We start from the raw sequence: 23968 nt of genomic DNA on the forward strand, positions 1-23968 counted from the left end.
GTCACAGCCAGGGAGCGGCTTCATCGCCTCGCAGAGCGGCGGCGTACCCGTGGTCCCACAGACAGACCAGGCTGCGATCGCCTCCGCCGTCACGGATGTCGGCGTTCACGTCCGAGAGGAAGGAGGTCAGGAAGGGCCGACGGCCGTGCCAGCGGCGCGCGTACCAGTCCGCCACCTCCTCCTGCTCCAGCAGGCGGGCCATCGCCGCGGACCCAAGGAGCAGGACGTCGCCCGGGCGCGTGACCACCCGCTGCCACACCAGGCTGGAGCCGTCCTCGGCCAGGGCGGGCAGCCGGCGGCCGGCCAGTGCGGCATCGGGCGTCAGAAGCGGCGTCCAGCGCGGCGCGCCCTCCGTTCCCTCCTCCACGCGCAGCCGCAACAGCCTGGCGTCGCCCACCCCGAAGACCAGGTGCTGCCGTTCCCGGTGGTCACCCAGCTGGGACAGCAGCCCGTAGAGCGAGGTCGCCACCTGGGCGTCCTCGCTGGCGTGCACCACTCCTGCGGTGTTCGCCCGGCCCACCAGACGCACCGAGTTGGCCACCCCCGCCACAACAGTGCGCAGGGCCAACGTCACCGACGCGTCGTCGCCCTCCCCGAAAGGGCCGTTCCGGAACGGCGAAGCGCCGGAGGACAGCTGGGTGACCAGGGCGCGGCAGGCCGCGATGGCCGCGGACTGCGACAGCGGCGCGTCGGGCGCTCCGGGCGCGACGGCACTCAGCAGTACCGGGGAGCCCGCGCCGTCCACCAGCCGCAACTGCACCGCGTCCCGGCGGTGTTCACGGTCCTCCCGGTGACGTCGGCCGCGCACGGAGGCCGCCCGGACGACCACGGGCCCCAGGTCGGCCCCATCGACGACGCTGTCGGCGGCCGTGTCCCGGCCGAGCGGCAGCTCACGCGGCACCGCCGGGGACACCGCCCGCGCCGTCGGCGGCACGGCGCCGTCCATGTCCCGCAGCCGCGCCTCGAGTTGCCGCACCTGTGCCTCGGCGGCGGCGCGGGCGACGCGCACCGCCTCCAGCTCCGTTTGCGTGTCCGCACGTTCCGCCACGGCCTGCTCCGCCCGGGCCTCGGCCGACCGCTGTGCGGCCCGCGCCTCCTCCAGGCTGCTCCCGCTCTCGCCGACCGCGCCCACCAACCCGGCCCGCTCGGCCTGCCACCGCTCCCGCTGCCTCTCCTGCTCGGCCTCGAACTCGGCTTGCTGTGCAGCACGTTCGGCCTGGGCGGCATGCAGCAGCAGGTCTTCCCGGGCCCTTAGCCGCAGTGCCATCAGCGCATGGCCGACCGCGCTCACCGCCAGAAGGACCCCGAGGACCAGCGTTGTCATGCGACTTCTCCGTCTCTGCCGTCCGGTCCGGCAGCCGTGCCCCGCCCCGTTTCGGGCGGGGAACTGCTGCCGGGGAAGGGGCTGGTGTCGGGCAAGGGGCCGGTGCTTGAGGGATCGGCGGGCCATCCGCCGAGCAGCCGTGACAGCCTCTGGGCCGGCGGACCCGCTGCCCGAGCCTGCACCCGGAGCCAGGCGTCGGCCGCGGCCACCGCGGTCGGCTCGGCGGCGGTCACATACCGGGCCGTCGCGTCCAGGAGCCCCAGCGCCCGCGCCAGCCGGGTCCGCGTCAAGGCGGCCGTCAGGGCGTGGCGTCCGTACAGCGCCGGGATCAGCTCCTCGCGCAACAGCACATCGAGTCCGGCGCGCTGCGGCCGGGTCCGGGCCCAGCCGGGTACGACGGCCCGGACTGCGACGCTGCGCCAGGGCCGGGGCCACGACCACAGACGGTCGGCGTTCCAGCCCGCCACGGAGTCCAGGCCGAGTCCGTCCCAGTCGTCCTGGGCGACCACAATCACCAACGGCCTCGGTGCGCCCGGGCGCCCCAGCAGCTCGGACACCTGCGCGTCCGGGAGGTCCGGCTCGGGTCCGCCCGGCCCGGCGACGGACGGCGTCCGCCGATCACGGACCACCTGCAGCAGCAGGTGACCGTCCACCGGTCGCGCGTCCAGCCGTACGACGTCGGACGGGAGGCCGCGGTGCAGGGCCGCCGCCAGCGAGCGGACCGCCGGCTCCGGCCCGCTGAGCGCGACCCGCAGACGCGGGGCACGCCCGGCCGCCAGCGCCGTGAGGTCCTCGGCCAGGGCCGGGCTCAGCCCACATGCCCGCGCCAGCGGCAGCTCGGCCAGCGCGGTGACCGCCCGCAGCAGTCGGCCGGTCGGGTCGGTGTCCGTCCTGCTAGCCACGTCCGACTCCGCGGACGATCCGTCCCTTGCGCAGACACCGGGGATTGGCCTCCTCGTCGGCGGCCACCAGCGGCGGCGAGGCCAGCCACTGGATGGGCGGGTCCACGCGATCGCAGACGTCCGGCTGCTCGAAGTAGTCCTTGCTGCGAGGACCGGTGAACAGCCGGGTCAGCTCGTCCGGGTCGACCACGGCCCGGCGGCCCGCCCACCCGGCGGGGTGCACCAGCTCCGCGGCCAGCGCGAGGCGCCAGCTCCACCACCAGCTTCCCCGGAGAGCCGGGGCCTGGTGGTGGAAGCCCAGCACCGCGTCCAGGGAGTGCAGCCAGACCACGGCGGTCTCGGCATCCCCCGGACGAGCCCACGCCCAGCCGGGCACGGGCTCCGGATACACGCCCGCCAGCAGGGCGAGCTGATGCACCGCCTGCTTACGGAAGTCCTCGCGCGTCCAGGGAACCCAGCGCCGCTTCCGCGCGTCCGGCCAGCGGCCCAGCCCGGTGTCGAGCGCGAGCAGCCCATCCGCCTGCCAGATCCGCAGCAGCGCGGTGAGCAGCAGGTCGTCGTCCTGGGGGGAGGAGAGCAGCGCCGCGAGCCGGTCCGGGGACCCGCCCTCCGCTTCCGCCCGGGCCGACGCCAACAGCGCGGTGACCTCCGCGCGTTCGTCCTCGGTGAGGTCCGCCCAGCGTGGGACGTCCGTACGCAGCCGCAGCTCCCCGACCCGGTACTCGGGCAGCGCGGGCACCGCGACCACGGTCCGGCCGGGCCCGGGCGGTTCCCCGGGCGCGATTCCCCCCGGCTCAAGACCGCAGCGCCTGGCCAGCGCGGCCAGCGCCGAGGCCTCCCGGAGCCGGTCCGGCTCGGTCAGCCGCAGCAGCGCGACATGGACGCGGGACCACAGGGCCCCGGCCTCCGTGTCGACGGGCGGTTCCTCGGTGCCGAAGGCGAAGGCGGGGTCGCGGTACCGGTCCCAGATCAGGTCCGCCGAGAGCCGCAGCTCGGCGCGGAATCGGGCACGCCGGGCCTCTTGCCGCGCGCTCTCCGTGCGGACCGACTCCGCCTCGGCCTCCTCCCGGAACCGGTTCTCGCGCTCGGCCTCCGCCCGTGCCTGTCGCGTGCGCTCCTCGGCGGCGGCGCGCACGTCGCGCTGCTCCGCGGCGGCGCGCTCGGCCGCATCTGCCTCGGCCTGCGCGGCCTCCGCCGCCCGCACGGCCTCCGCGGCCTCCCGATGGGCCTCGGCCTTCTTCAGCCGGGCCTCCTCGGCCCGCGCTTCGGCCTCAACCATGGCACGCCGGTGCGTTCCGGCTTCGTCCTTAGCCTGCTGGGCCTCGTCCTGGGCGGCCTGGGCCTGCTCGTCCGCCTGCCGGGCCTGCTCCTGTGCGGTGCGCGTCTCCTCCTGGGCGGTACGGGCCCGGTCCCGGGCGGCCTGCGCCTCTTGCTGGGCGATCCGTGTCTCCTCCTGGGCGGCCTGCGCCTGCTCGTCCGCCTGTCGGGCGTTCTCCCGGGCGGCCCGGGCGTCCTCCCGTGCCGTGCGGGTCTGCTCCCGTGCTGCCCGGGCCTGCTCTTCAGCGGTGTCGGCGTCCTGCCGGGCGGTGAGGCTCGCGGTGACCGCGTCCGCCTTCGCTTCCCAGGCCCGGTCGGCAGCGAGCCGCGCCCTGGCCGTGGCCTGCGCGGCCTCCTGCGCCGCCTCCGCGGCCTCCTGCGCGTAGCGCACCGCCGCCGACGCGTCGTCCATGCCCGACGGCGCCCAAGGAGCCGGTGCCGCCCGGCCCCGCGTCCCCGTGGCCGCACCGGCGCGCACGGCCCGGCCCAGGTCCTGCAGCAGGCTCTGCAGCACCGGGGCCGCGTCGTCGTCCACCCGCGTCAGCTCGGTTCCCAGCCGCTGCACCAGCAGGATCAGGCCGTCCAGCAACGGGCCGACGGCGGAGGAACGGGTCCTGAGCGCCTCGTCGGCCGTGCCGGCGAAGCCGGCCAGACTGCGGCGGGCCTCGTCGAGACGGTCCTCCGGGCGGTCGGTGGGGGAGTCGACGGAGTCCACGGAGTCGGTGCCATACAGGGGCTGTTCGTCCGCCATCAGTGCTCCCCGCTGTCCGGGTCCCACCCGGACTGATACTCACGGGCGGTGATCTCCATGGGCACGCGGTACACCCAGCCCGGCCGCTGCTCGGCCTCCACGAAGCTTTGCGCCTCCGGCATCCGCAGGGCACCGCGGTGCAGCCGGAGCTCCCCCCGGGCGTCCAGCGTGATCCGCACCGGACTCGACTGGGCATGCGGGTTCGCCGCCGGTACCGGGAGTTTGTCGAGGAACACCGGATCGCCGCCGTCGGGATCACGGACGTAGAAGTACAGGAACTCCGACGACTGCGCCTGCTCGGTGAGGTGCAGTTCGGCGATCCGGCCGGGCGTGGGCTCGACCAGCGGGTCGGGGCGCTCGCCCAGGTGGAACAGATCCGGGAAGTAGGCCAGCAGCGCCGCTCCCTGGTTGCCCTCCTCGGCCGGGAAGACGTCGCGCAGGACGCAGCCCGGCGTGCCCCACGCCTCCGATGCGGCGCAGATGTTCCCCGGCACCCGGACCGTCGGCTGGTGCGCGGCGAAGCGCAGTCCCGCCCGGTTGTTCAGCGCGAGCGCGGCGCGCCTGTCCGCCGCAGGGTCGTCGGGGAGCCAGTAGTGCTGGCGGGGGCCGTGTCGGAACTCGGCGGTCAGATCCAGCCGTTCGTCCACACAGATGCGGAACCGCATCTCGGCGCCGTGGTCGAAGTCCCATGCGGGCGAGGACAGGTCGCAGCCCGCCCGGCGGGCCCGGTTCTCCACCTCCAGGATTCCCCACGGGATGGGGCTGCTGCCCGCCCGGGGGCGGATCACGCTGGGCGTGCGCACCACCGGACGCCAGGGGCTCGCGAGGCCCAGGGAGCCGTCCGGGCCGAGCTGCTCGAAGGGCGTGCCGGAACTGAACAGCTCGACGCCACTGGCCGCCAGACCCTGCAGCACGAAGTCGCACGGGAGGCAGCTGAAAAGACCCTGGGTGACGATCGACAGCTCCGAGTGGATCATGCCGCCGGAGTCCTTGCCGAAGACCCCGACCCGGCCGCGCACCCGGTGCAGCCAGGCGGCCCCCAGAGAGGTCGCCTGCTTGGCGAGGAATCCGGCCTCGACCTCCAGCCGTTCGGGATTCCACTCCACCTTGCGTTTCGCACTCCCGTGCGGGTAGCTGGCCTGGCGCAGGGCATGATGCACTGCCCGCGGCACCGCCGCCATGGTGCTGCTGCGCCCGGCGAGGACCACCCGGTCGAGATACGGTGCCGCGTCGGCGGCCCCGTTCCCGCCGGCCTGCCCGGTGTGGCCGCCGGGCCGGGCGCTCATCCGCCGGAAGGCGTCCGAGACCAGCCCGGCCGCCATCGTGGCCGCCTGTTGGACGAACGGCTCGATCAGGTCGCGGAACTCGTCCTGGGAGAACACGACCGGGCCGGTGAGATCCTTCAATGCCTCGAAGCGCTGGCGCAGATCGGCGAGTTCGTCCTCGGTGAGGCCGGTGTCCCCGTTCTCCTCGCCCAGCGCCCGCTTGACCCGCTCGGCCAGCCGCCACAGCATGCTGAAACCGGCCTCGCGTCGCCCAGCCTCCTCCGCCCCTTCCGAATATTGGCCCAACTCCCGCCAGTGCGTGGGAAGTTCACTGCGCAGCAGCTCGCGAACCCCGCGGCTCACCAGATGCTCGCGATGCCCGCCGGCCTGCCGCACGACCCGGGCGGACAGCCGCTCGCCGGTGTGGTCCGGGTCGCCCCGGCCCGCCGCGTCGAGCAGCGTGGCCTTCACCCAGTACAGAACAACTAGGGTCAGCAGGTCGCCGCCGAGCTGACCGTGCCCGATCGTGCCGAGGATGCGCGGCTCCAGCATGTAGGCCCGGCCCGACGTGAACCGGTCCGCAGGATCGAGGGCGGGCGTGAGGTCGCGCAGGACCAGGTCCAGCAGCGCGATGTCGGTGGTGCCGCCGCCGATGTCGACGACCAGCATGATGCTGCGCCAGGTATCGGGCTCGCCGGGCACGGGACGGGAGGCGGCGCGCAGGGCTTCCAGGCCCACGTCCAGGTTGGCGGTGAGGTCCCGCATCACGAAGTAGAGGCCGGCGGCCAGGCCTTCGTCGATGAGCAGCTCGACGTTCGGCACCGACAGCCCGCGCCGCACCAGTTCCCTCAACTGGGTGCGGGCCGCGGGAGTGGCCGATGTGGGGAAGGTCAGCAGGACCGTGCTCAGCTGTCCGGGTGTGCCTGCGTCCTCACCGTGGGCCACCCGCTCGGCCCGGTCCGCCAGAAGGTGGTAGACGTGCTGGGCCAGGTGCACCGGGGGCGGCCCCTGCTCCGACGCCACACCGCCGGGGGTGGTGAGCAGCTTCCGCTTGATGCCGGTGATGCCCTCGGTCTCCTCCGGGGTCAGTTCGAAGGCGAGACCCCGGGCCCGGGACACCCCCGGACGGTCCTGGTTGCCGTGCACCTCACGCAGCGAGGTGGCGGGCGCCCGGGTGGGCGTGCTGCCCTGGCCGTAGCCGAACTCGACCGCCATGAGCTGGTGCAGGTCGAGGGCGGGGGTGCGCACGGTCGCGGTCACCACCTGGTGGAGCCGCTCGACCAGCCAGTCCCGCAGTTCCTGGTCCTCCGCCGCCGCGCGGACCTCCTCCACCCACAGCAGCACCCTGGTGGCCAACGCCAGGTTGTCCAGCTGCGCCAGCGCCTCGGAGCCGCTCATCGTACGGCCCGACGGTCCACCGATCTCCAACTGCCCACCACGCAGCCCTTCCAGGGCGCTCTTCCAGGCCCGCGGGGCGTCGTCCGGCGGAGCAGTCAGCGCGGTCAGCCGCCGGGCCAGGGCGGCGGCCTGATGGGCGTCCACCTGCCCGCCGGTGTGCCCTCGGCCCAACAGGGTGACCGTGGACGCGGTGGTGCCGAAGTCGACCGCCGCGGCCAGTCCCTCGACCCAGCGTTCGGGCTTGCGCAGCACCAGGTACTCGGCCGAGTGCGGCCGGGGTGCGGGCGCGGGCAGCCCCGGCGGCCACAGTCGCAGGACGACCGAGGCATCGGCGGTGCCCTGCGTGGTGGGTCCCGTGTACTGCATGCGCCAGGTGACGGTGACGGAGAGCGGCCGCACCTCCCGGCCGGGCGCCGCGGCCGGGCCGTGAGGATGCACGGCGAACAGCGGCAGCCGTGCCCCGTGCGCGATCCGCCGCGGCCCGTCCACCCGGAACGCACCGTGCCCGCCTGCCGACCACGACCGGGTGAGGGCGTTGGTGAGCAACCCCGGCAGCCGTTCGCCCTCCGGCTGCTGGACCTCCACCTGGGCCGGCAGCTGCGCCGCCAGATGAGCAGGGGGGCCTACGAGCTCCAGCAGGACGTCCGGCAGGAGGTAGCCGTCGGCGTCAGGTACCAGGACGAAGGCGGCGGCACCGTCGGGGAGGACCTGCGCGGCCGGGGGGAGCGACGGCGGAGCCGCCGGGGTCGTCTGTGGGTGGGGGGAACCGTGAGCTCCGGAGGAGCGGCCCTGCGGGTCGCCGTGGTGGCCGGAGCCGGGCGCCGGCCCCTGCTGAGCCGGGCCGGGGTCGGCGGGGGTGCGGTCCAGGGGCTGGCCCGGCTGCAGCGGGACGCGTGGGGCCGGGCTCGCGGAGGGCCCCGGGTGCGCTCCGGAAGCCGGACCGTGCGGAGCGCCGGACGGCGGGCGCGGGGGCGAGGCGGGTGCCTCGGGCCACCCCGGCGCCTGCCGTCCGCGTGGGTCTTGCCGTACGCCCGCGTCCTGCTGCCACCCGGCCGCCGCCGAGTTCTCCTGCCCTGCGGCCTGCCGCCACGCCGACGCGAGGGCCTCGCGGCTCTCCCCGGACAGCGCGCCCGGGTCGGGCAGCCCTCCCTCGTCCGGTACATCGAACGTGATGCGCAGTGCGCTGTCGCTCATTTCGGTCCCCCGTCTCCTCGTTCACCGTTGAGCCACTTGCGGATCAGGTCATCGACGGTGGGCCCCCGGCCGCTGCCGTCCTCGGCCTCACGCGCGCCGTCGTCCTCAGGCCTCTCCGGTGCCTTCCGGCTCACCGGGGGCCGGAAGGCGTACTGGTCGAGCAGCGACTCGCGGGCGCGGTGGAAGGTGTCGCGGAACACGTGGAGCACCTGGCGCAGCAACGCCTGCAACTCGGTCCCGACCTGGCCCGCGGCCGCGTCCGCGACCGCCGCGCGCATCTGCAGCACGGCGAGCGGATGGCGGCTGCGTTCGTCGGCCTCGGTGTCGCCGTTGTCGCTCGCGGCGTGCCAGGGCAGCGCATGGCCGGGCTGCAGCGGGAAGGCGTGGGCCGGTTCGGCGGCCGTCGACTCCAGGAACGCCGGCGCGTTGTCGGTGACGTACGCCACCAGGGCGTCCACGTCCAGGTCCTCGAGGAGGTCGTCGAGGATCTGCGGGTTGTGCAGCCGCCGTGTGTACAGCTCGGGCAGCAGCAGCGCCGACTCGTCGTCGGAGTCCAGCCACTCGCGCAGCGGGCCGATCTCGGCAGACCAGTAGCCGCGCCACTCCTCGAGCCACCGCTCCAGCTCATGGAGATCGAGGGCGCGCTGGTCGGCGAGCACGCGTTCGAAGAGCTGCTGGAAGACGGTGGTGTCGTCGGCGGTCGGCCGGGGCCGGATGTGCCGTGTGCGCGGGGAGAGCGGACCGCTCTGGTGGGGTCGGCCGTGCGGCACCAGGTGGTCGGGACTGCGCAGGGCCCGCTGCACCAGCTGCTCCCACCAGTGGGCGCCGTAGACCGCGGCGCGTACCTTGGCCCTGCTCGTCTCGACGTCCGGAGGCACGGGGGCCTCCGGCCGCTTCGTCAGCCCCGTCCCGTCCATGAGTTCGATGTCGTCGAGGATGCGCCCGATCAGCTTGCCCAGCTCGCGGAAGCGCTCCGCCGCCTCCTGGTAGGCGGCGTCTTCGGGGTCGTCGTCGCGCGGTGCGGCGCGCCGGTAGGCCCGCAGGGCGAGGTCCAGGTCGCGCTGGGCCGCGTGCGCCCGCTCCAGCCGGTGGGCGTCCCCGTGCCGGGCGAGGTGGCGCTGCACGCCGTGGCGGATCGCACCCAGTCCGCCGTCCTCCTCGTAGGCGCGCAGCCGTTGTGGCCAGAGGCTGTCCGGTCGGTCCTGAGCCAGGCGGTCGGCGAACTCGTGCCAGGTGGGCCGGTGGATCTCGGCCCGCCGCTCGGCGGTGTCGCGGATCACGTCCAGGGTTTGCTCCGAGACCTCTTCCCAGGGCTGCTGTTCGATCAGCAGGCCGGTGACGGCCGAGGCGAGGAAGATCTGCTCGCGGTTGTCCCCCTGCCCGATGATTTTCGGGGCGAAGGCATCCAGGCTGTTGAGGGAGTCCACCCGGCCGAGCCCGGTGCCGCCGCCCGGTTGTCCGGCTCCCAGCGCGGGCACGACGATCCGGTCGAACTGGTTGGCCACGAGCAACGCCGCCGTGCCGAGGGCTTCCTGACTGCGTCCGTCGGCGGCCAGCATCTGCCAGAAGTCGAGCGCGATGTCCGAGGGCAGATGGTGCGCCGGAAGCACCAGAAGGATCGAGTGGATGTCCTGCAGTGCCTGCCGGCTGAGATTGCGGTCCCGCCCGAAGGAGCCGACCGCGCCGACACCCGGGAAGTCCAGGATCTGCACGTCCCGCCCGTCCAGTAGCTCGCCCAGCGGCCAGTACACCGGGTCCACCTCGACGACCTGCTCGACCCGCTCCACCAGGGGGAAGCAGTCGGACAGCGCCGCCCCGCCGGCGGTGACGCCCTCGCGGGTGATCGTGAGCTTGCGCGGAGCCGGCGCGGTGTCCGGGGTGGCGGAGGCAACGGGCAGTTCCAGCACCCTGCGCACGGCTTCCGTGCCGATGACCACCGGCTCCGATCCCAGCAGGCCCTGCTGGCCCTGCTCCGCGTCACGGATACGCAGAAGCTCGAGGGCCGCGTCGCGGAAGCGAGAGGAGATCAGGTCGGCCTCGACGTGCTGCAGTCCGGGTGTCTGCTGCCCCCACAGACACCGGTACCAGGCGAGGAACGGCTGCCAGCCCTGCGGACCGCCGATCGGGTCGACACCGCCCAGGACCTTACCGGCGTTCAGCTGCGGCAGCTGCTCGTCGAGCAGGCGTGCCAGCTCCTGGGTGATCTCCCGGACGCAGGAGGCGAGCCGGTCCCGGGTCATGAAGTGGATCTTCGACGTGTCCCCGAGACGGGTACCGGTCCCCGCCGTGCCCTCCCGCAGCCGCAGCACGGTGATATTGCCGGTGGTGGGACGCTCTTCCACCGGCAGCAGGCCGGGGCGGCCCAGGAGCGCGCCCAGCAGCAGGGACTTGCCGACGGTGAACTCACCGACGACGGCGAGCGAGATGGGCGCCGCGACCCGCGCCCCGAGTTTCGCGGCGGCCTGGGAGAGCGTCTCCCGGGCGGTCTCTTCCGCCGGAGTCTGCGGCGGGTCGAGCGCTTCGAGGAACGCCTCCACTTCCTGGACGTACCCCTGCAGCTCATTGAGCGAAAGCCGGCGTGTCAAAGGATCCCCCCTGGTGATCGTGAACGGCCGGTCACTGGTCGGCGGTGCGCCGGACCCGGCCTAGGTGCGGACGAAGAAGAGCTCGAGACGGACGGTGTTCCGGGTGCCGCCGCCGTCGTGGTACGGGCGGATCAGCTTGGGGTCGTACTCGGGAAAGAACGCCGGATCGTAGGAACGCACCCGCGGGGCGATCGCGTCGGCCAGCTGCTGGCTGCGGGAGAGGTCGATGCCGCGGCAGGACGGGCAGGGGGCCGCGGCCCCCCACACCAGCACCAGCGCGGCGTGCCGTCCTTCGAACCTGGCCGTCTGCCGGCGGACTTCGCGCTCGATGCGCGCGAGCGCCGTCGGCTGGTGGTCGAGCACGCCGGTGACGTCCACGTTCTTGACGGTGATCGACTTGCTGTGCGGGTCCAGGCCCGGCGTGGAGTCGGACACCGGGGGAGTAGTGCAGGAGGCGGACGAGGTGGGGGAGGGAGCGGTGGACGAGGACGAGGTGGGGGAGGGAGCGGTGGACGAGGACGGGCAGTCCGGGCGCGGCGGTGCGTCACCGGCGTCGGAGGACTGGCCGCCCAGTACGACGATGACGAGCATCAGCAGCAGATCGGCGAAGAGCCACCCGGACGCCTGTGCGAGCGACAGCTCGCGCGGCCCCTTCACACCGCTCCCGTCGGGCGCGGACCCGGCACGGGCGCGGCCCGGTCCGCCGGCGGTGGCGCGGGCGATGGTTCCGTCGCGGTCTGTGCCCCGGGAGCCGGAGCCGGGGGAGGTCCGCCCGCCGGCGCGCGGCGGTCCGCCCACGCGTCGAGGAGCCGCTCGTGGCGCTCGTACACCTGGTCGAGCAGCTGCAGTTCCTCGCGCAGGGCGTCGGCCCGCAGCCGGTGGTTCTCCCGGTCGCGTTCGCGCACCGTCTCCTCGTGCCGTTCCAGCTCCGCCAGCCGGTCCGTGTGCTCCTCGAAGTGCTGCAGCAGGGTGACGAGGACGGTCCGGGACTCCGCCGCCGAGGCCAGCAACCGTTGCTCGGACGCCAGTTGCCGTTCCTGTGCGACCTGGTCCGCCGCCTCCTGGCGGGCCAGCACCTGGGCCGTCGCCGCAGCGAGCGACTCGCCCGCCTGGCGCACCTCCGCCTGGAGGGAGGCGGAGAGGGCCGTTACCGCGGTCTCGTAGGCGAGGCCGACGTGGTCGGCACCGGAGCCTGCCGCCGCCTCCAGCGACTCCGGCAGCACCGCCACGCTCCGCTCCAGTCCGGACGCGGACACCCGCAGTTCGTGTGCCGCGTCCGCCAGCGCCTCCCGGCCCTGGGCGAGAACGGTCCGCACCTCGTCCGCCTGCCGTCCGGCCTGCGCATCGAGCCCTGCGACGGCCCCCGCCACCACCTCGGCGAACCGGTCGGACGCGGCCGTCGCCGTCTCGGTGAGATGTCCGGACGCCGTTGTCACCGCGTCGACGATCCGCTGGGCGGCCTCTTCCGCGGCGGCCACCATGCCGGTGGTGAGCGTGGCCGTCGAGGCCTGGACCGCCTTCCCGAAGCCGTCCGCCCCACGGGTCAGGTGTCCGGCGGCCCCTGCCGCCTCCCGGGAGGCGGCCGCGGCCGAGGCCACCGCCTCGCGCAATGCGGCCGCCGACGCGTCCACGGTCCGGGTCGCCGACGTAGCCCCGGCGGTTGCGGCCACGGCCTGCCCGAGCAGCTTCTGCGAGAGCTCCCCGACGCGGTCCGACAGCACCAGCAGCGCCCGCAACTCCGCGGCCGCCCCCTGCAGTTCCTCGGTGAACCGCCGAGGCTCGGTATGGGCCGCCGCCACCGCCTCCGCCTCGACCCGCGCCAGCGTGTGGGCGAGCCGCCGCAGCAGCTTGCGGTCGTGTTCGTCAGCCCGGTGCTGCATGCTCCGCCACGCGAGCGTGACAGCCACCACCAGCACCAACAGGGTGATGGTGTACCAGACCAGGGCGTCGAACCGGAGGAGTCCGGGCAGGTGGCCGGCGAAGCCCTGCTGCCACATCTCCAAGAACGTACCCTCCAGTTGCGCCGACTCCTGCCGTGCGCCGTGGTAGGCGTACATGGCCAGACCGAGCCCCAACCAGGTAAGGACCAGCGGGGCATACACCAGTACGGCCGTGGCGGAGCCCAGCCGCCGTGCCCATACGGCCGCGCCCTCGGCCCGCGGGGCCAGGGCCCCCTCGCCCGCGTAGGCGGCAACCAGCCCGCCGTCGGACCAGGCGGCAAGGCCCTCCCCGTGCTCGACGGCCACGGCGAGCCGTTCCAACGTTGCCCGCTGGGAGGCGAGTTGGGGCTCCCCGGCGAGCAGCCGTAACTCCATGTGCAGCTCAAGCGGCCCGGCCGGGCCTTCCTCGCCGGACGGGACCGTTGCCGTCCCGCACCGTTCCGCTTCCACGGACATCGACATCCCCCCTCACGTCCGAGGGCCGCGAAGGCAGCCCGAACAGACGTGCACCTGCCGAGTCGGCGGGCGGCCCGGCGCGCAGCGGGAACACTGTACGGAGGTCAACCTGCCGACTGTGGTGTTTTCGTGAAGTTACTCCACGAAACAAACAGGTCTTCTATACCCCTCTTTCGCGCCTATTCACCCCCGAAATGGCTTGATACGCCGGGAAGTTGTGATCCGCAACATCCAGCCTCCGCCCGTGCGCTCCCTCGAGGGGCGGCGGCAGCCGCGCGGCCGGCATCCCTCCTCGCCCTGTACACGGACGCGCTCATGGAAAGCCTCGCTTGTCAGTACCCGCGCGGAGGCCGGTTGGGGTCGAACTGCTGGACCTTCCTGGCGAGATTGGAACCGTCGACGGCGACGCCGTACCGGCTCCGCACATACCGCATCGCGGCGGCGATGCAGGCGACGGGATCGTAGATGTTCACCGACGTACCGGGCGCGTGGCGCTGGGCGAACGTCTGCGGGATGCACTGGACGATGCCCCTGGAGCACTGGAAGTGTGTGAGTGCGCCGTTCAGCCTGATGATCCGCCCACCGCGCTGGTAGCCGTCCCCGAAGTCCTTGATCTTGCTGAAGCCGGTAGGCGTTTTGGCGTTGGAGTCCCAGAGATTGCAGGCGTTGGGGTTGCCCGACGATTCGCGTGCCACGGCAGTCTTGAAGCCTTTCACCCAGTGCCTGCTCGCCTGGACACCTGCCGCTGTACTCGCCTGGGCGATCCAGTCCTCCAGAGAGCCGTCGGGCGTGTACCGATGGAACGTCACCTGCTTCGGGTCGATCCGCCCCATGGCCTCCAAGCCGGTGGTCTCTTCCGCTCCGCCGACGGGGGAACCGTTGCGCACCCGAAACAGTCCGGCGCGCTGTCCGAGTTCCGTCAACGACAGCATGCCGGGCGTCCCCACGGCGTCACTGCCGGCGAGGTGCAGCATGGTCCGACGAAACTCGTCGTAAAGGGTTTGAGTGGCGGCCTCGAAGATCCCGCGTTCATCGGCGACGCTCGTGTGCAGGACCCTCTCCAGCCCGTCCTGCACCAGAGCCACATCAGCCTTACTGCTGGCGTCCCCGTCCGGCTGCTCCCTCTCCTCCTGAGCACTGTGGGTCGAGGCCCACACCACCTGGTTCAGGGTGACCCAGGGCTGCTCTGCTGCCGGCGAGGTACCCGCCCTCACATGGAACAGGTGTGACTGCTGGCCCAGTTCGATCAGCTCTTGCGGGGTGGGAGGGCCGTGGCCGTCCGCCTCCGGATGGCCAAGCATCTCCGCGCGGAATCGCTCGAACAGTTCCTGTGTGTCCGCCTCGAACACGGAGTGCGGGTCGTCCGGGGCCACACCCATGATCTTTTCCAACGCATCCTGGAAAAGCGCCACATCGTCCGCAGTGGTGCCGTCGCCGTATCCCGTGGCCTGCTCCGTGGCTGTGGGGTGAGTAGCCGCCCAGGCGAGCTGCATCGACGACACCCACGGAAGCGCCTCGTCCACCTCTGACACGGACGGTACATCGGACGCAACGTGGGACGAGGCAGCGGCCATATAGGTGTATCCGGGTTTGTTCTTGAGACCCGGATCGGCCGTGACGATACCCTCCGAGAATTTCGGCAGACCATATCCGTAGAGGTTCGTGTCCCGGCGGGCGCGCTTCTTCAGGTAGACCCCGTTGCCCTCGGCTGAACCGCTGGCGTTGGTGTTCCCTTCGATGGTGTACGCATGATTCGCGTCGTACTTGTAGACCAGCCCGACGTGTTGGCCTCCCGAGGGGCCGAAAAAGACCATGGCCCCGATCGCCGGGTAATAGGAGAACCTGCCGCGGTTCTTGTACCAGCCGACAGCAGTCGGGCATGAGGCGGTTACCGGTGCCAGACTCTTCACGCCCGCCTGTTGGAAGGCCCAGGACTGGAACGTCTGACACCAAGCCTGGTTCTGTGACCACTCCAGTCCTGGAACGGCCGGGGAGAACTTCTGATGGTTGTTGTAGTGGCCGTTCGAGAAACCTTCGCGGTATCCGACTTCGGCCTTCTCAATGGCGATGAGGGTGTCCGTCTGACTCATCGTCTGCCATCTCCTTCGCTGACGGGAGTCGAATTTCTAGGTACCGCCATAGATCATCCCGACCGGGATGCGGTGGATTTCAAGGCCCCCGGAGCCTGTCAGATCCGCACCCACTTGTTCGGCACAGCAATGGCCCCACGTCTTGCCACTGAACGGGAAGAACGAATCGGTCAGCACGACAAGCAGCTGCCACGTGGTCTCACATCACCACCCCTAAATCAATGCTCCCACATGCGCAGGCCCTCCGCCGGTCGGGCGCCGAGCGTCCCTGATGTATCCGAGTCGTCAGGCGCGGTCCGTGACGAATCAACAGTTGCGGAAGACAACGGTATTTGCTATTTCGCCCAGTGGCGATCACCATGCTCCGGGCGTTCCATAAGAGGAAGGGGAGGGGCGTCAAGATGACTTCAGGTTGAGATCCGTTCCGCTCGCCTCCCTGCCCGACGTGGACGGCCGCTGCTTTTTCGCGGTGCCGGCGGTGGGCGGCTGCACGGTCGTGCCTTTGCTCCGCGTTCCGCCCCCTGCCCAAGGGAACATCAGAAGAAGATGGTGAACAGTAATGGCCGACCACCCCATGGACAGGTACGGCTCCGGGGAGCCGCCGAGCGGGCCCAACGGCACCGTCCTGGGCAATGAGTCCGAATACACCGGACGATATGTCGTCCTGTTCGATCCAAGCACTCAGGAAGAGGGAATCAGCGCACTGAGTTCCGCCGCCGGTATCGCGCCGCTCGAGCGCGTAGCGGGCGCCGAGGCGGGAAATGTCGCGGAACTTCTGCAACGCCCCGACGTCTCGGTCCTCTTCCAGGATCTCAGCGCCGCGGTCGTCGAGGTCCGGCCCGAGCAGCGGCACGCGCTGGTGACCACTGCCGAGGCCGAGCCGTCCATCGTCACGGCGGAACCGGAACGGATGGTCTACGCCCTGCCGGTCACGACGCCGCAGCAGGCCCCGACCGCGTTCTTTCCCGCCTTCCGCAGCGACGACGACGTGATCGCCCGTCACACCAGGGCCGAGACGGCCGCCGCACAGGGCCCGTCCTGGAACGAGGACGGATGCACCTGGGGTCTGCAGGCCATCCGGGCCCAGCTGTCCCACGTGACCGGGAACGGCGTGAAGGTCGCCGTCCTGGACACCGGTGTGGACACCGATCACCCCGACCTCGCCGGCCGGCTGGAAGCGGCGAAGTCCTTCGTGCCCGGCGAAACCGTGGAGGACGTCCACGGCCACGGCACACACTGCGCAGGCACCGTCGCCGGTCCGGTCAAGCCCCAACAGGGCCCGCGGTACGGCGTGGCTCCCGAGGCCCGGATCCTCGCAGCGAAGGTACTGAGCAACGCGGGCAAGGGCCCCGACGGTCAGATCCTCGCGGGCATGGCCTGGGCCGTCTCCCACGGAGCCCGGGTGATCTCCATGTCACTCGGCGCGCGGGTGCGGCCGGGCGAGATCTTCCCGCAGACCTACGAGACGCTGGCCGTGCGCGCTCTCGCCCTGGGAACACTGATCGTCGCCGCCGCGGGGAACGACAGCCGCAGGCCGCTGAGGACCGAACCCGTGAACCGGCCGGCCAACTGTCCCTCCATCCTCTCGGTGGCCGCGCTCGACAATGCGCTGAGGCCCGCCTACTTCTCCAACACCGCTGTCAATGGCCAAGGCGGAGAGATCAACGTAGCCGCGCCCGGCTGGCAGGTGCGCTCGGCCGCCCCCGGGGGCCGCTACCAGGTCATGAGCGGGACCAGCATGGCGACACCGCACGTGGCGGGTGTCGTCGCCCTGCTCACCCAGGCGCACACCGACGCCTCCGCAGCCGATCTCTCCACCGCTCTGATCGCCGGCGCGTTCCCCCTCCTGGGACAGCCCGCTGTAGACGTCGGAGCGGGCTTGCTGCAGGCACCGTGAACGAGGCATCCGGGTCCACGCCGGTCGGGGTCGTCCTCGCGGTCGACCCCGACCGCTTCACAGAAGTGGTCACGGGCCTACGGCAGGCTGGGCTGACCGTCACGAGTGAGCAACCGGTACTCGGCACGCTGTCCGGCACCGTTCCGGAGGACCGGATCGACGCCCTCGCCGCGGTCGACGGCGTCAACTCCGTCGACCGCGAGCGCACCACGCGGCTGCCCCACCCCGACTCACCGATCCAGTGACGCGCCCAGGAACCCGCCGGGGACCTCTACCCCTTCTCCCTCACCACAACGAAGGTGTGCCATGAACGCTGACTCGTCGGCGTCCTCCCGCCGGGCGGGAAAGGCCCCGGCCAAGGGCAGGACCACCGCACAAGAGACCGGCTCTTCCAAAAAGCAGACAGCCCGCAAGACCGCGCCCTCCTCCCCCAAGAGCCAGGAGAGCGGTGAACTCCGGTCAGGGCCCATCGCGGGAACTACGCTGATACACGGCGTAACCTTTCGCATCAAGGCTCTCCGCTATGCCGAGGTGGACGGGCTCGCGATGTTCGAGGGCGACATCGTGCTCGGCAACGTCGAAGAGCTGACGAAAGAAGCCGACGGCGGCCCGGCGGTCTCGTCCATCGGGGTCGTGCCGTTCGAGGAAGGAGAGGCGCGTCGTTGGCCCGACGCGACGGTGCCGTTCGAGATCGACCCCGGTCTGCCCCGGCCGGAACGGGTCACGGACGCGATCGCTCACTGGCACGCCCGTACGCGCATACGCTTCATCGAACGGACCCCGGCCAACGCCACCCACTTCCCGGACTCCGTGCACTTCGTGCCGGGCAACGGATGTTCTTCACGGGTGGGTCGCCAGGGCGGCGAGCAGCACATCACACTGGGCCCCAACTGCTCCACGGGAAACGCGATTCACGAGATCGGTCACACCGTGGGCCTATGGCACGAGCAGAGCCGCGAGGACCGGGACCAGCACGTCACGATCGTGTTCGCGAACATCCGGCCGGATATGCAGCACAACTTCCTACAGCAGATCGCGGATGGCGATGACCTCGGTCCGTACGATTTCGCCTCGATCATGCACTACCCGGCGACGGCCTTCGCGATCGACCCGGATCAACCGACCCTCGTCCCGCGCACACCGATCCCGTCCGGCGTGACGATGGGCCAGCGCACCGGGCTGTCGCAGGGCGACGTCGACGGAGTCCACATGATGTACCCAGCCTCTGTGCAAACCGCGCGAAGCTTGATGGCGAAGACCCCGACGTTCGACGGAAGTCCCAGGACCTCAGAGCTGGGCCCCATGAGCGCGCCGGCGCCTCACCAGCCACCGGCGATGACACGGCCGGTGGGAATGGCCGAGCAGCTCGGGCAGTTGGCGCAGATGGTCGCCCAACTACAGCAGGAACTGTCCGCGGTCCAGGCGAGCCACGAGTATCTGCTGGCGCAGATGAGAACCTGGCACGGCGGCACCATTGGGCAGTTCCGGTGATCCTGGTCGTCTCCCACGAAAACGCACGCACCCGCGCGGTCACAGACCGACTCGGGGCGACCGCGCGCGATGGACCGTCATGACGGGCACCGTCACCGGTCTGGTCACCCTGCCACCCGACACCCCCGCGGGACGAGCCGCGGCCGTGCTGGTCGAAGTCCGCGATGTCTCCCAGGCGGACGCGCCTTCGAGAGTGGTCGGAGCGCAGCTCCAGACGCACGTTCAGCTGTCACCGGGAGGCCGCGTCCCCTTCAGGGTGGAAGTGCCCGCCCTGAATCCGGCTGCCCGCTACGGGCTGCGCGTCCACATCGACCGCTCAGGAAGCGGCACCGTGGAACCCGGTGACCTTCTCAGCATGCGTGCCGTGCACGTCCGGACGGACGTCACCGACGCCCTGGAGGCACCGGTCAGCGTCGTGTAAGCGGCGGCGTGCCGTGCACAGTGACTCAACTTGCCGGTGACAGTGCCCGGGACGAGAATTGCAAGTGAGAGCTGAACCCTGCCCGCCAGCACGCTTCGTGCCGTCCCTGACCGCTGGAGAAGCGGCGTTGCCGGGCTGTCGGTGCCCCACCGACGAGGGCGTCGTTCGATGATACCGCCAGGTCGAGGGAGTCTCGCCATGGCCAAAACACTGACCGATCTTCCGATCAGCGGTTTCGTCGCTCAAGAGGTGGCGTTTTCCCAGCTGTTCGGCCGACTATCTGCGAGCACCAGGAACATCATCAGGGAGAACGTGATCGAGCCGGCTGTGAACGCCCAGCATTTCCCGTCGAATAATCAGTTCTGCGTGATTTTCATTCTGGGGCACTCCGACCGGGTCGACACCCCGGGACTCAGTTCGGAGCAGCGTCGCGCGCAGGAACTGGATGCGAGTGACAAGCGGGCCACCAGCGCTGGCGAATGGGTCTTTGACCAGATCACCGCCGCGCTCACCGCCGCAGGGGAGACCCCTCCATCGAGTGTGCAGGACGCGACGAATTTCGACATCGTCCTTATGCCCTGCGGTGCTTCCGGTCTCGTGCATGTGACGCCGGCCAACGAGGCACAGCGTCAGGAGAACCGACGCGTGCAGTTCGTCATCTCCTCCTTCATTCCCTGATAACTACGGGGGAGAGGGCACCGAAACATCAGACCGCGACCACACGCAGACGCAAAGGTGTCGTTCTGGCTGGTTCCGGCAGACGCAGGCCCCGGCCGCCGGGTGTGATGGAGCCGAGGATGCTGGGACGGCGGGCGCCGGTGCAGGCGGGGACCGTGCCGGCCAGCCCGTGCGCGGTCAGGTAGCCGAGAACGGCGAAGGCGTACGCCTCCTTGCCTGCCGACGGCATCCCGAGGTCGTCGGAGGGCAGCAGCGGAACACCGCGCAACTCGGTGCGCAGCATGGACATCAGGGTGGGATTGAGGGTTCCGCCGCCCGAGGCGATGACCTCGCTCGCCCCGGCCGCGTCGATCGCGTCGGCAACCGTGCGGGCGGTGAGGTGGGTGACGGTCGCGACCACGTCCTCGACCGCGAGGTGCTCACGGCCGATCAGGGCGGCCTGCAAATACGGCCAGTGGAACAGTTCCTTGCCGGTGGTCTTCGGCGGCGGCTTCACGTAGTACGGCTCGTCGAGGAGGCAGTTCAGCAGAGCGGTGTCAACCGTGCCGCGGGCGGCCAGTTCTCCGTCCCGGTCGTATGCCGGCCGGCCGTCGGTGAGGGCGTGCACCGCCGCGTCGATGAGGGCGTTCGCAGGACCCGTGTCGAACGCCACCGGGTCACCGTCCCCTCCGGCCACCGTGAGGTTGGCGATGCCGCCGAGGTTGAGGGCGACGGGCACACCGGGCCGTCCGCGCAGCCACATGACGTCGACGATGCTCACCAGGGGCGCGCCCTGGCCCCTGGCGGCGACGTCGCGCGTGCGCAGGTCGGACACGACCGGGCGGCCGGTGGCCTCGGCGATCCATGATGGCGAGCCGATCTGCAGGGTGCCGTGCACCCGGCCCTGCTCGACCCAGTGGTAGACGGTCTGCCCGTGGGAGACGACGAGGTCGGCGCGCCCGTCGCACAGTTCCCGGTCGGCGCGGGTGGCCACGGCGGCGAAGGCCTGGCCGATGCGGGTGTCGAGCATGCAGACGTCCGCCATGGTCGTCGGCGCCGGCGGCAGCGCGGCTGCCAGGGCGGTCCGCAAGTCCTCCGAGTAGGGCTCGCTCACCATGCCCAGCGGCGTCAGCAGCAGAGTGTGCCCTTCCAGGGTCAGGTCGGCCGCGGCGGCGTCCACGGCGTCGTAGGAGGTCCCCGACATCAGCCCGATGATCCGCATCTTCACCATCGCACCTCTTCGCAGGCGGCTCGTACGGTGCTCAGTCGCGCAACGCGCGACGGTGGTCGTCGCCGCGCAGGGTGAGCAGCGCGAGTGTGCTGACGGCACACGTCACGACCACGTAGTGGGCAGGGATGTCGATGTTGCCGGTCCGCTTGATCGCTTCGGTGATGATCAGCCCCGCGCATCCGGAGAAGACGGCGTTGGACAGGGAGTACGCCAGACCGAGACCGGTGTAGCGGACGCTGGTGGGGAACATCTCCGAGAGCATCGCCGGCCCGGGCCCGGCCATCAGGCCGACGGCCGCACCCGCGACGAACACCGCGAGGCCCTTGGCAGCGGTGGGGGAGCCGGAATCCTGCAGCAGTTGCATCAGCGGGAAGGCGAGGACGGCCACGAGCACCGCTCCGGCCACCATCACGGCGCGCCGGCCGATGCGGTCGCTGAGCATGCCCGCCGGGATGATCGAGGCCGCGAAGCCCAGGTTGGCCAGAACCGTGGCGATCAGAGCCTGCTGGAACGAGGCGTTGAGCGTGTTCTGGAGATAGGACGGCATGACGACGAGGAAGGTGTATCCGGCCGCCGACCACCCCATGAGCCGACCGGCGCCCAGCGCGATAGCCTTGGCCACCTCGCCGGCAGGAGCAGAAGCAGCGACAGGACCGGACGGACGTGTGTCCTCACGCGCGTGGCCGGCCGCCTCCGGAGGCTGATTCCGCGATCGCTGGAAGGACGGGGTCTCCTCCAGTTTCAGCCGCAGCCACAGGGCGGCGAGCCCCAGGGGAAGTGTCAGCAGGAACGGCAACCGCCAGCCCCAGTCATTCAGTTGCGGCTCGGTCAGCACGGTGGCGAGCATCGCAGCCATACCCGCACCGGCGAGCAGACCGAGCGCCACGGTGAAGGACTGCCAGGACCCATACAGTCCGCGCCGCCCCGGCGGAGCGAACTCCGTCATGATCGAAACAGCACCTCCGAACTCCCCGCCCGCTGACAAACCTTGGACGACACGCAGCAGCGTGAGCAGCCAGGGGGCCGCGGCGCCCAGCGTGGCATAGGTCGGAAGCAGGCCGATCAGGGTGGTGGCACCCGTCATCAGCAGGACGACGAGGATCAGCGTGGGACGGCGCCCCACCCGGTCGCCCAGACGGCCGAACACAGCCGCGCCGACCGGGCGGAAGAAGAAGGCGAGCGCGAAGGAGGCGTACGTCTTGACCAGCGCCTCGACGTCGCTTCCGCCGTCGGGTGTGAAGAAGTTGGCGGCGATGATGGTGGCGAAGTAGCCGTAGACGCCGAACTCGTACCACTCGATGAAGTTGCCCACCGACCCGGCCACGAGTGCCCTGATCGATCGGGGTGGCCTCGCGGTTCCCTCGACCGGGTGGTGCACGGGGGTGGTCATACGGCGCCCTCTCGACGTCATGGATGCCAAGCGGACGGAAGCTTCCCGCGGCTGGAAGTTACTTTCAAGAGGAGGGAGGCAACCTGCCGAAAACTTTCACCAGTTCGTCGGTCGTGGCGCGGTCGGCGCCTACGGGATCAGGAACTCCAACTCGGGCCGATCCCACATCACCGCGGGCGGATTCGCGGCGACGGTTCCGACGGTCTGTGCGCCCAGGCCCCGATAGAACCCCTCGGCGGGAGGATGCGACACGACGCGGACGCGGTCGACTCCCGCCATGTGTGCCTCCGACTTCATGTGCCCGACGAGCAGGCGCCCGATGCCCCGCCCCTGTGCTTCGTCCGAGACGAAGAGCAGATCCAGCTCAGGCGGTGCGAGGACCAACGCGTAGAAACCGAGCACCCGCCCAGCAGGATCCGATGTGTCGACAGCGACAAAGACCCGGTGACTCTCGATGTAGTCCGGACCCACGCGATAACCGGCGACCATCGCCGCATACGGACCCTCGTAGGCCCGCGACCTGCGCACGAGCCGCGTGAGCCGCTTGGCGTCCTGGCCGCTTGCCCGCCGTACGGCGATCGCGCCAGACATCCATGTAATGGCCGACATGGCACAGAGGCTACTACGTACCCGTATATCGATGCACACGGCATCGGCCGGGACACGCCCGACCCTCCGCGCCCTCGACCACCAGCGCACCCATCCCTGCTCGGTCGCCCGACTCCGCGGGCCGGGGGTTAACCCGTGGTGAGCCGGAAGCCACCGGCGGCTAACCGGCACCCTCGTAGACCTGGTCCAGCGGCGCCGCCCGGTGCCGCTGGAACTGTCGGGAGGACGCACATGCGACGAACGTTAATGTCCTGGGCAGCGGCCACGGTTTTCACCCTGAGAGCCGCCGTTTCCATAACCGCCTGCACCTCCAACGGCCGTCTCGTGTCGGCCACGGTCGCCGGTGCAAGGGTCTACGCGGGCAACGGCTTCTCTGAAGGCGGTGGTGGCGAGTTACTCAGCCTCGCGGTGGGCCTGGTTCACAGCGCCGGGCGGCACGCTGCTTCACGCCCGGCGCTTGGCGTCCCGGGCCTAAAGAACTCTGCACGAAATGCCCTCGTGCGGGCCGGCTGGTGATGAGCGTGCATCATGACGGCAGTCAATGTGTGAGCGTGGGGAGCGGGGATGGTGGCCGAAGAGAGCGCCATGGATCTCATTTGTCTGGCCGACGGAGAGAGCACTCTCGTGGTTCGGGTGTTGGGCCGCCATATGCCCGGGGTGTTGCCGTGGCACGACTTCCTCGACGCTGAGATCGTCGTCACCAGCGGCTTCGCCAAGGGGCGCCTGGATGTCTGCCTGGCCCCGGACGACCTGGACAGCTGGTCACAGGTGCTGGATGCGCTCGTCGCCGGGCGGGGCGCCGCATGGATGGACGACGGACGCAACCCCGAGATCCGATTCGAACCGTCCGGCCAGAACGGAGTCGCCGTGGTTGTGGTGGAAGACTTTGCCAGTACGGGGACGTCGGTCCGGGTTCCGGTACGTTTGGCTGATGGATGGGCCGATGACCATCACGAACGGTTGCAACGTGTCAGGAGCGCCTGGGGCCGGGAAGTTGCGGAGACCTCTCCAGGCGCCTACGAGTGGCGGCGCTGAACTGCTGTCAGTCGG

Annotated in this window: 17 protein-coding genes; 6 read left to right on the forward strand and 11 right to left on the reverse strand. The window is 71.1% G+C overall.

The genetic code is table 11. The features are described from left to right. Position 1: 1 nt before the first annotated feature. The 8 genes from AB0L56_RS28375 to AB0L56_RS28410 form a co-directional block, all read right to left on the reverse strand. A complete protein-coding gene (locus AB0L56_RS28375; RefSeq protein WP_365428113.1) occupies positions 2–1324 on the reverse strand; it encodes a protein phosphatase 2C domain-containing protein in 1323 nt (440 codons plus the stop codon). Continuing rightward, positions 1321–2226: a hypothetical protein gene (locus AB0L56_RS28380; protein WP_365428116.1), complete on the reverse strand. Its 906-nt coding sequence runs from the start codon at positions 2224–2226 to the stop codon at positions 1321–1323. The genes AB0L56_RS28375 and AB0L56_RS28380 overlap by 4 nt, the downstream gene beginning before the upstream one ends. Beyond that, positions 2219–4294: a hypothetical protein gene (locus AB0L56_RS28385; protein WP_365428119.1), complete on the reverse strand. Its 2076-nt coding sequence runs from the start codon at positions 4292–4294 to the stop codon at positions 2219–2221. The genes AB0L56_RS28380 and AB0L56_RS28385 overlap by 8 nt, the downstream gene beginning before the upstream one ends. Then, positions 4294–8151, reverse strand: coding sequence for a hypothetical protein (locus AB0L56_RS28390; protein ID WP_365428122.1), 3858 nt, complete (start codon positions 8149–8151; stop codon positions 4294–4296). The genes AB0L56_RS28385 and AB0L56_RS28390 overlap by 1 nt, the downstream gene beginning before the upstream one ends. Then, positions 8148–10736, reverse strand: a complete 2589-nt coding sequence (locus AB0L56_RS28395; RefSeq protein ID WP_365428125.1) for a dynamin family protein — start codon at positions 10734–10736, stop codon at positions 8148–8150. The genes AB0L56_RS28390 and AB0L56_RS28395 overlap by 4 nt, the downstream gene beginning before the upstream one ends. A gap of 60 nt (positions 10737–10796) precedes the next feature. Continuing rightward, the gene (locus AB0L56_RS28400; RefSeq protein WP_365428128.1) at positions 10797–11393 is read right to left on the reverse strand and encodes a hypothetical protein; all 597 of its coding nucleotides are present in this window, start codon (positions 11391–11393) and stop codon (positions 10797–10799) included. Further along, positions 11390–13132, reverse strand: a complete 1743-nt coding sequence (locus tag AB0L56_RS28405) for a hypothetical protein (RefSeq protein WP_365428131.1) — start codon at positions 13130–13132, stop codon at positions 11390–11392. Before AB0L56_RS28405 ends, AB0L56_RS28400 begins: the two co-directional genes overlap by 4 nt. A gap of 332 nt (positions 13133–13464) precedes the next feature. Beyond that, complete coding sequence (locus AB0L56_RS28410) at positions 13465–15222, reverse strand: hypothetical protein (protein WP_365428134.1); 1758 nt, start codon at positions 15220–15222, stop codon at positions 13465–13467. Positions 15223–15781: 559 nt separating this feature from the next. Between AB0L56_RS28410 and AB0L56_RS28415 the strand changes: the two genes are divergently transcribed. The 5 genes from AB0L56_RS28415 to AB0L56_RS28435 all read left to right on the forward strand — a co-directional run bounded on the left by AB0L56_RS28415 (position 15782) and on the right by AB0L56_RS28435 (position 19709). Then, positions 15782–17119 carry a S8 family serine peptidase gene (locus AB0L56_RS28415; RefSeq protein WP_365428137.1) on the forward strand — a complete coding sequence of 446 codons (1338 nt, stop codon included), beginning with the start codon at positions 15782–15784 and terminating at the stop codon, positions 17117–17119. Then, entirely contained in the window at positions 17116–17364 is a 249-nt protein-coding gene (locus AB0L56_RS28420; RefSeq protein WP_365428140.1) for a hypothetical protein, read from the forward strand. The genes AB0L56_RS28415 and AB0L56_RS28420 overlap by 4 nt, the downstream gene beginning before the upstream one ends. A gap of 61 nt (positions 17365–17425) precedes the next feature. Further along, positions 17426–18610 carry a M12 family metallopeptidase gene (locus AB0L56_RS28425; RefSeq protein ID WP_365428143.1) on the forward strand — a complete coding sequence of 395 codons (1185 nt, stop codon included), beginning with the start codon at positions 17426–17428 and terminating at the stop codon, positions 18608–18610. 79 nt (positions 18611–18689) lie between these two features. Then, the gene (locus AB0L56_RS28430; protein WP_365428146.1) at positions 18690–19031 is read left to right on the forward strand and encodes a YbaY family lipoprotein; all 342 of its coding nucleotides are present in this window, start codon (positions 18690–18692) and stop codon (positions 19029–19031) included. A 198-nt stretch (positions 19032–19229) separates the two neighbouring features. Then, positions 19230–19709, forward strand: coding sequence for a hypothetical protein (locus AB0L56_RS28435; RefSeq protein ID WP_365428148.1), 480 nt, complete (start codon positions 19230–19232; stop codon positions 19707–19709). A 28-nt stretch (positions 19710–19737) separates the two neighbouring features. Here AB0L56_RS28435 and AB0L56_RS28440 read toward each other — a convergent pair whose 3' ends face one another. The 3 genes from AB0L56_RS28440 to AB0L56_RS28450 all read right to left on the reverse strand — a co-directional run bounded on the left by AB0L56_RS28440 (position 19738) and on the right by AB0L56_RS28450 (position 22918). After that, positions 19738–20910: an anhydro-N-acetylmuramic acid kinase gene (locus AB0L56_RS28440; RefSeq protein WP_365428189.1), complete on the reverse strand. Its 1173-nt coding sequence runs from the start codon at positions 20908–20910 to the stop codon at positions 19738–19740. 40 nt (positions 20911–20950) lie between these two features. Next, positions 20951–22309, reverse strand: coding sequence for an MFS transporter (locus tag AB0L56_RS28445; RefSeq protein WP_365428151.1), 1359 nt, complete (start codon positions 22307–22309; stop codon positions 20951–20953). Between the two features lie 129 nt (positions 22310–22438). After that, positions 22439–22918 carry a GNAT family N-acetyltransferase gene (locus AB0L56_RS28450; protein ID WP_365428154.1) on the reverse strand — a complete coding sequence of 160 codons (480 nt, stop codon included), beginning with the start codon at positions 22916–22918 and terminating at the stop codon, positions 22439–22441. A 564-nt stretch (positions 22919–23482) separates the two neighbouring features. On the opposite strand from AB0L56_RS28450, the gene AB0L56_RS28455 reads away from it, so the two are divergent. After that, entirely contained in the window at positions 23483–23953 is a 471-nt protein-coding gene (locus tag AB0L56_RS28455; protein ID WP_365428157.1) for a DUF5959 family protein, read from the forward strand. The last annotated feature ends 15 nt before the right edge of the window (positions 23954–23968 follow it).

Origin of the sequence: Streptomyces sp. NPDC052079, assembly GCF_040680275.1 — a bacterium.
Lineage (GTDB): Bacteria > Actinomycetota > Actinomycetes > Streptomycetales > Streptomycetaceae > Streptomyces.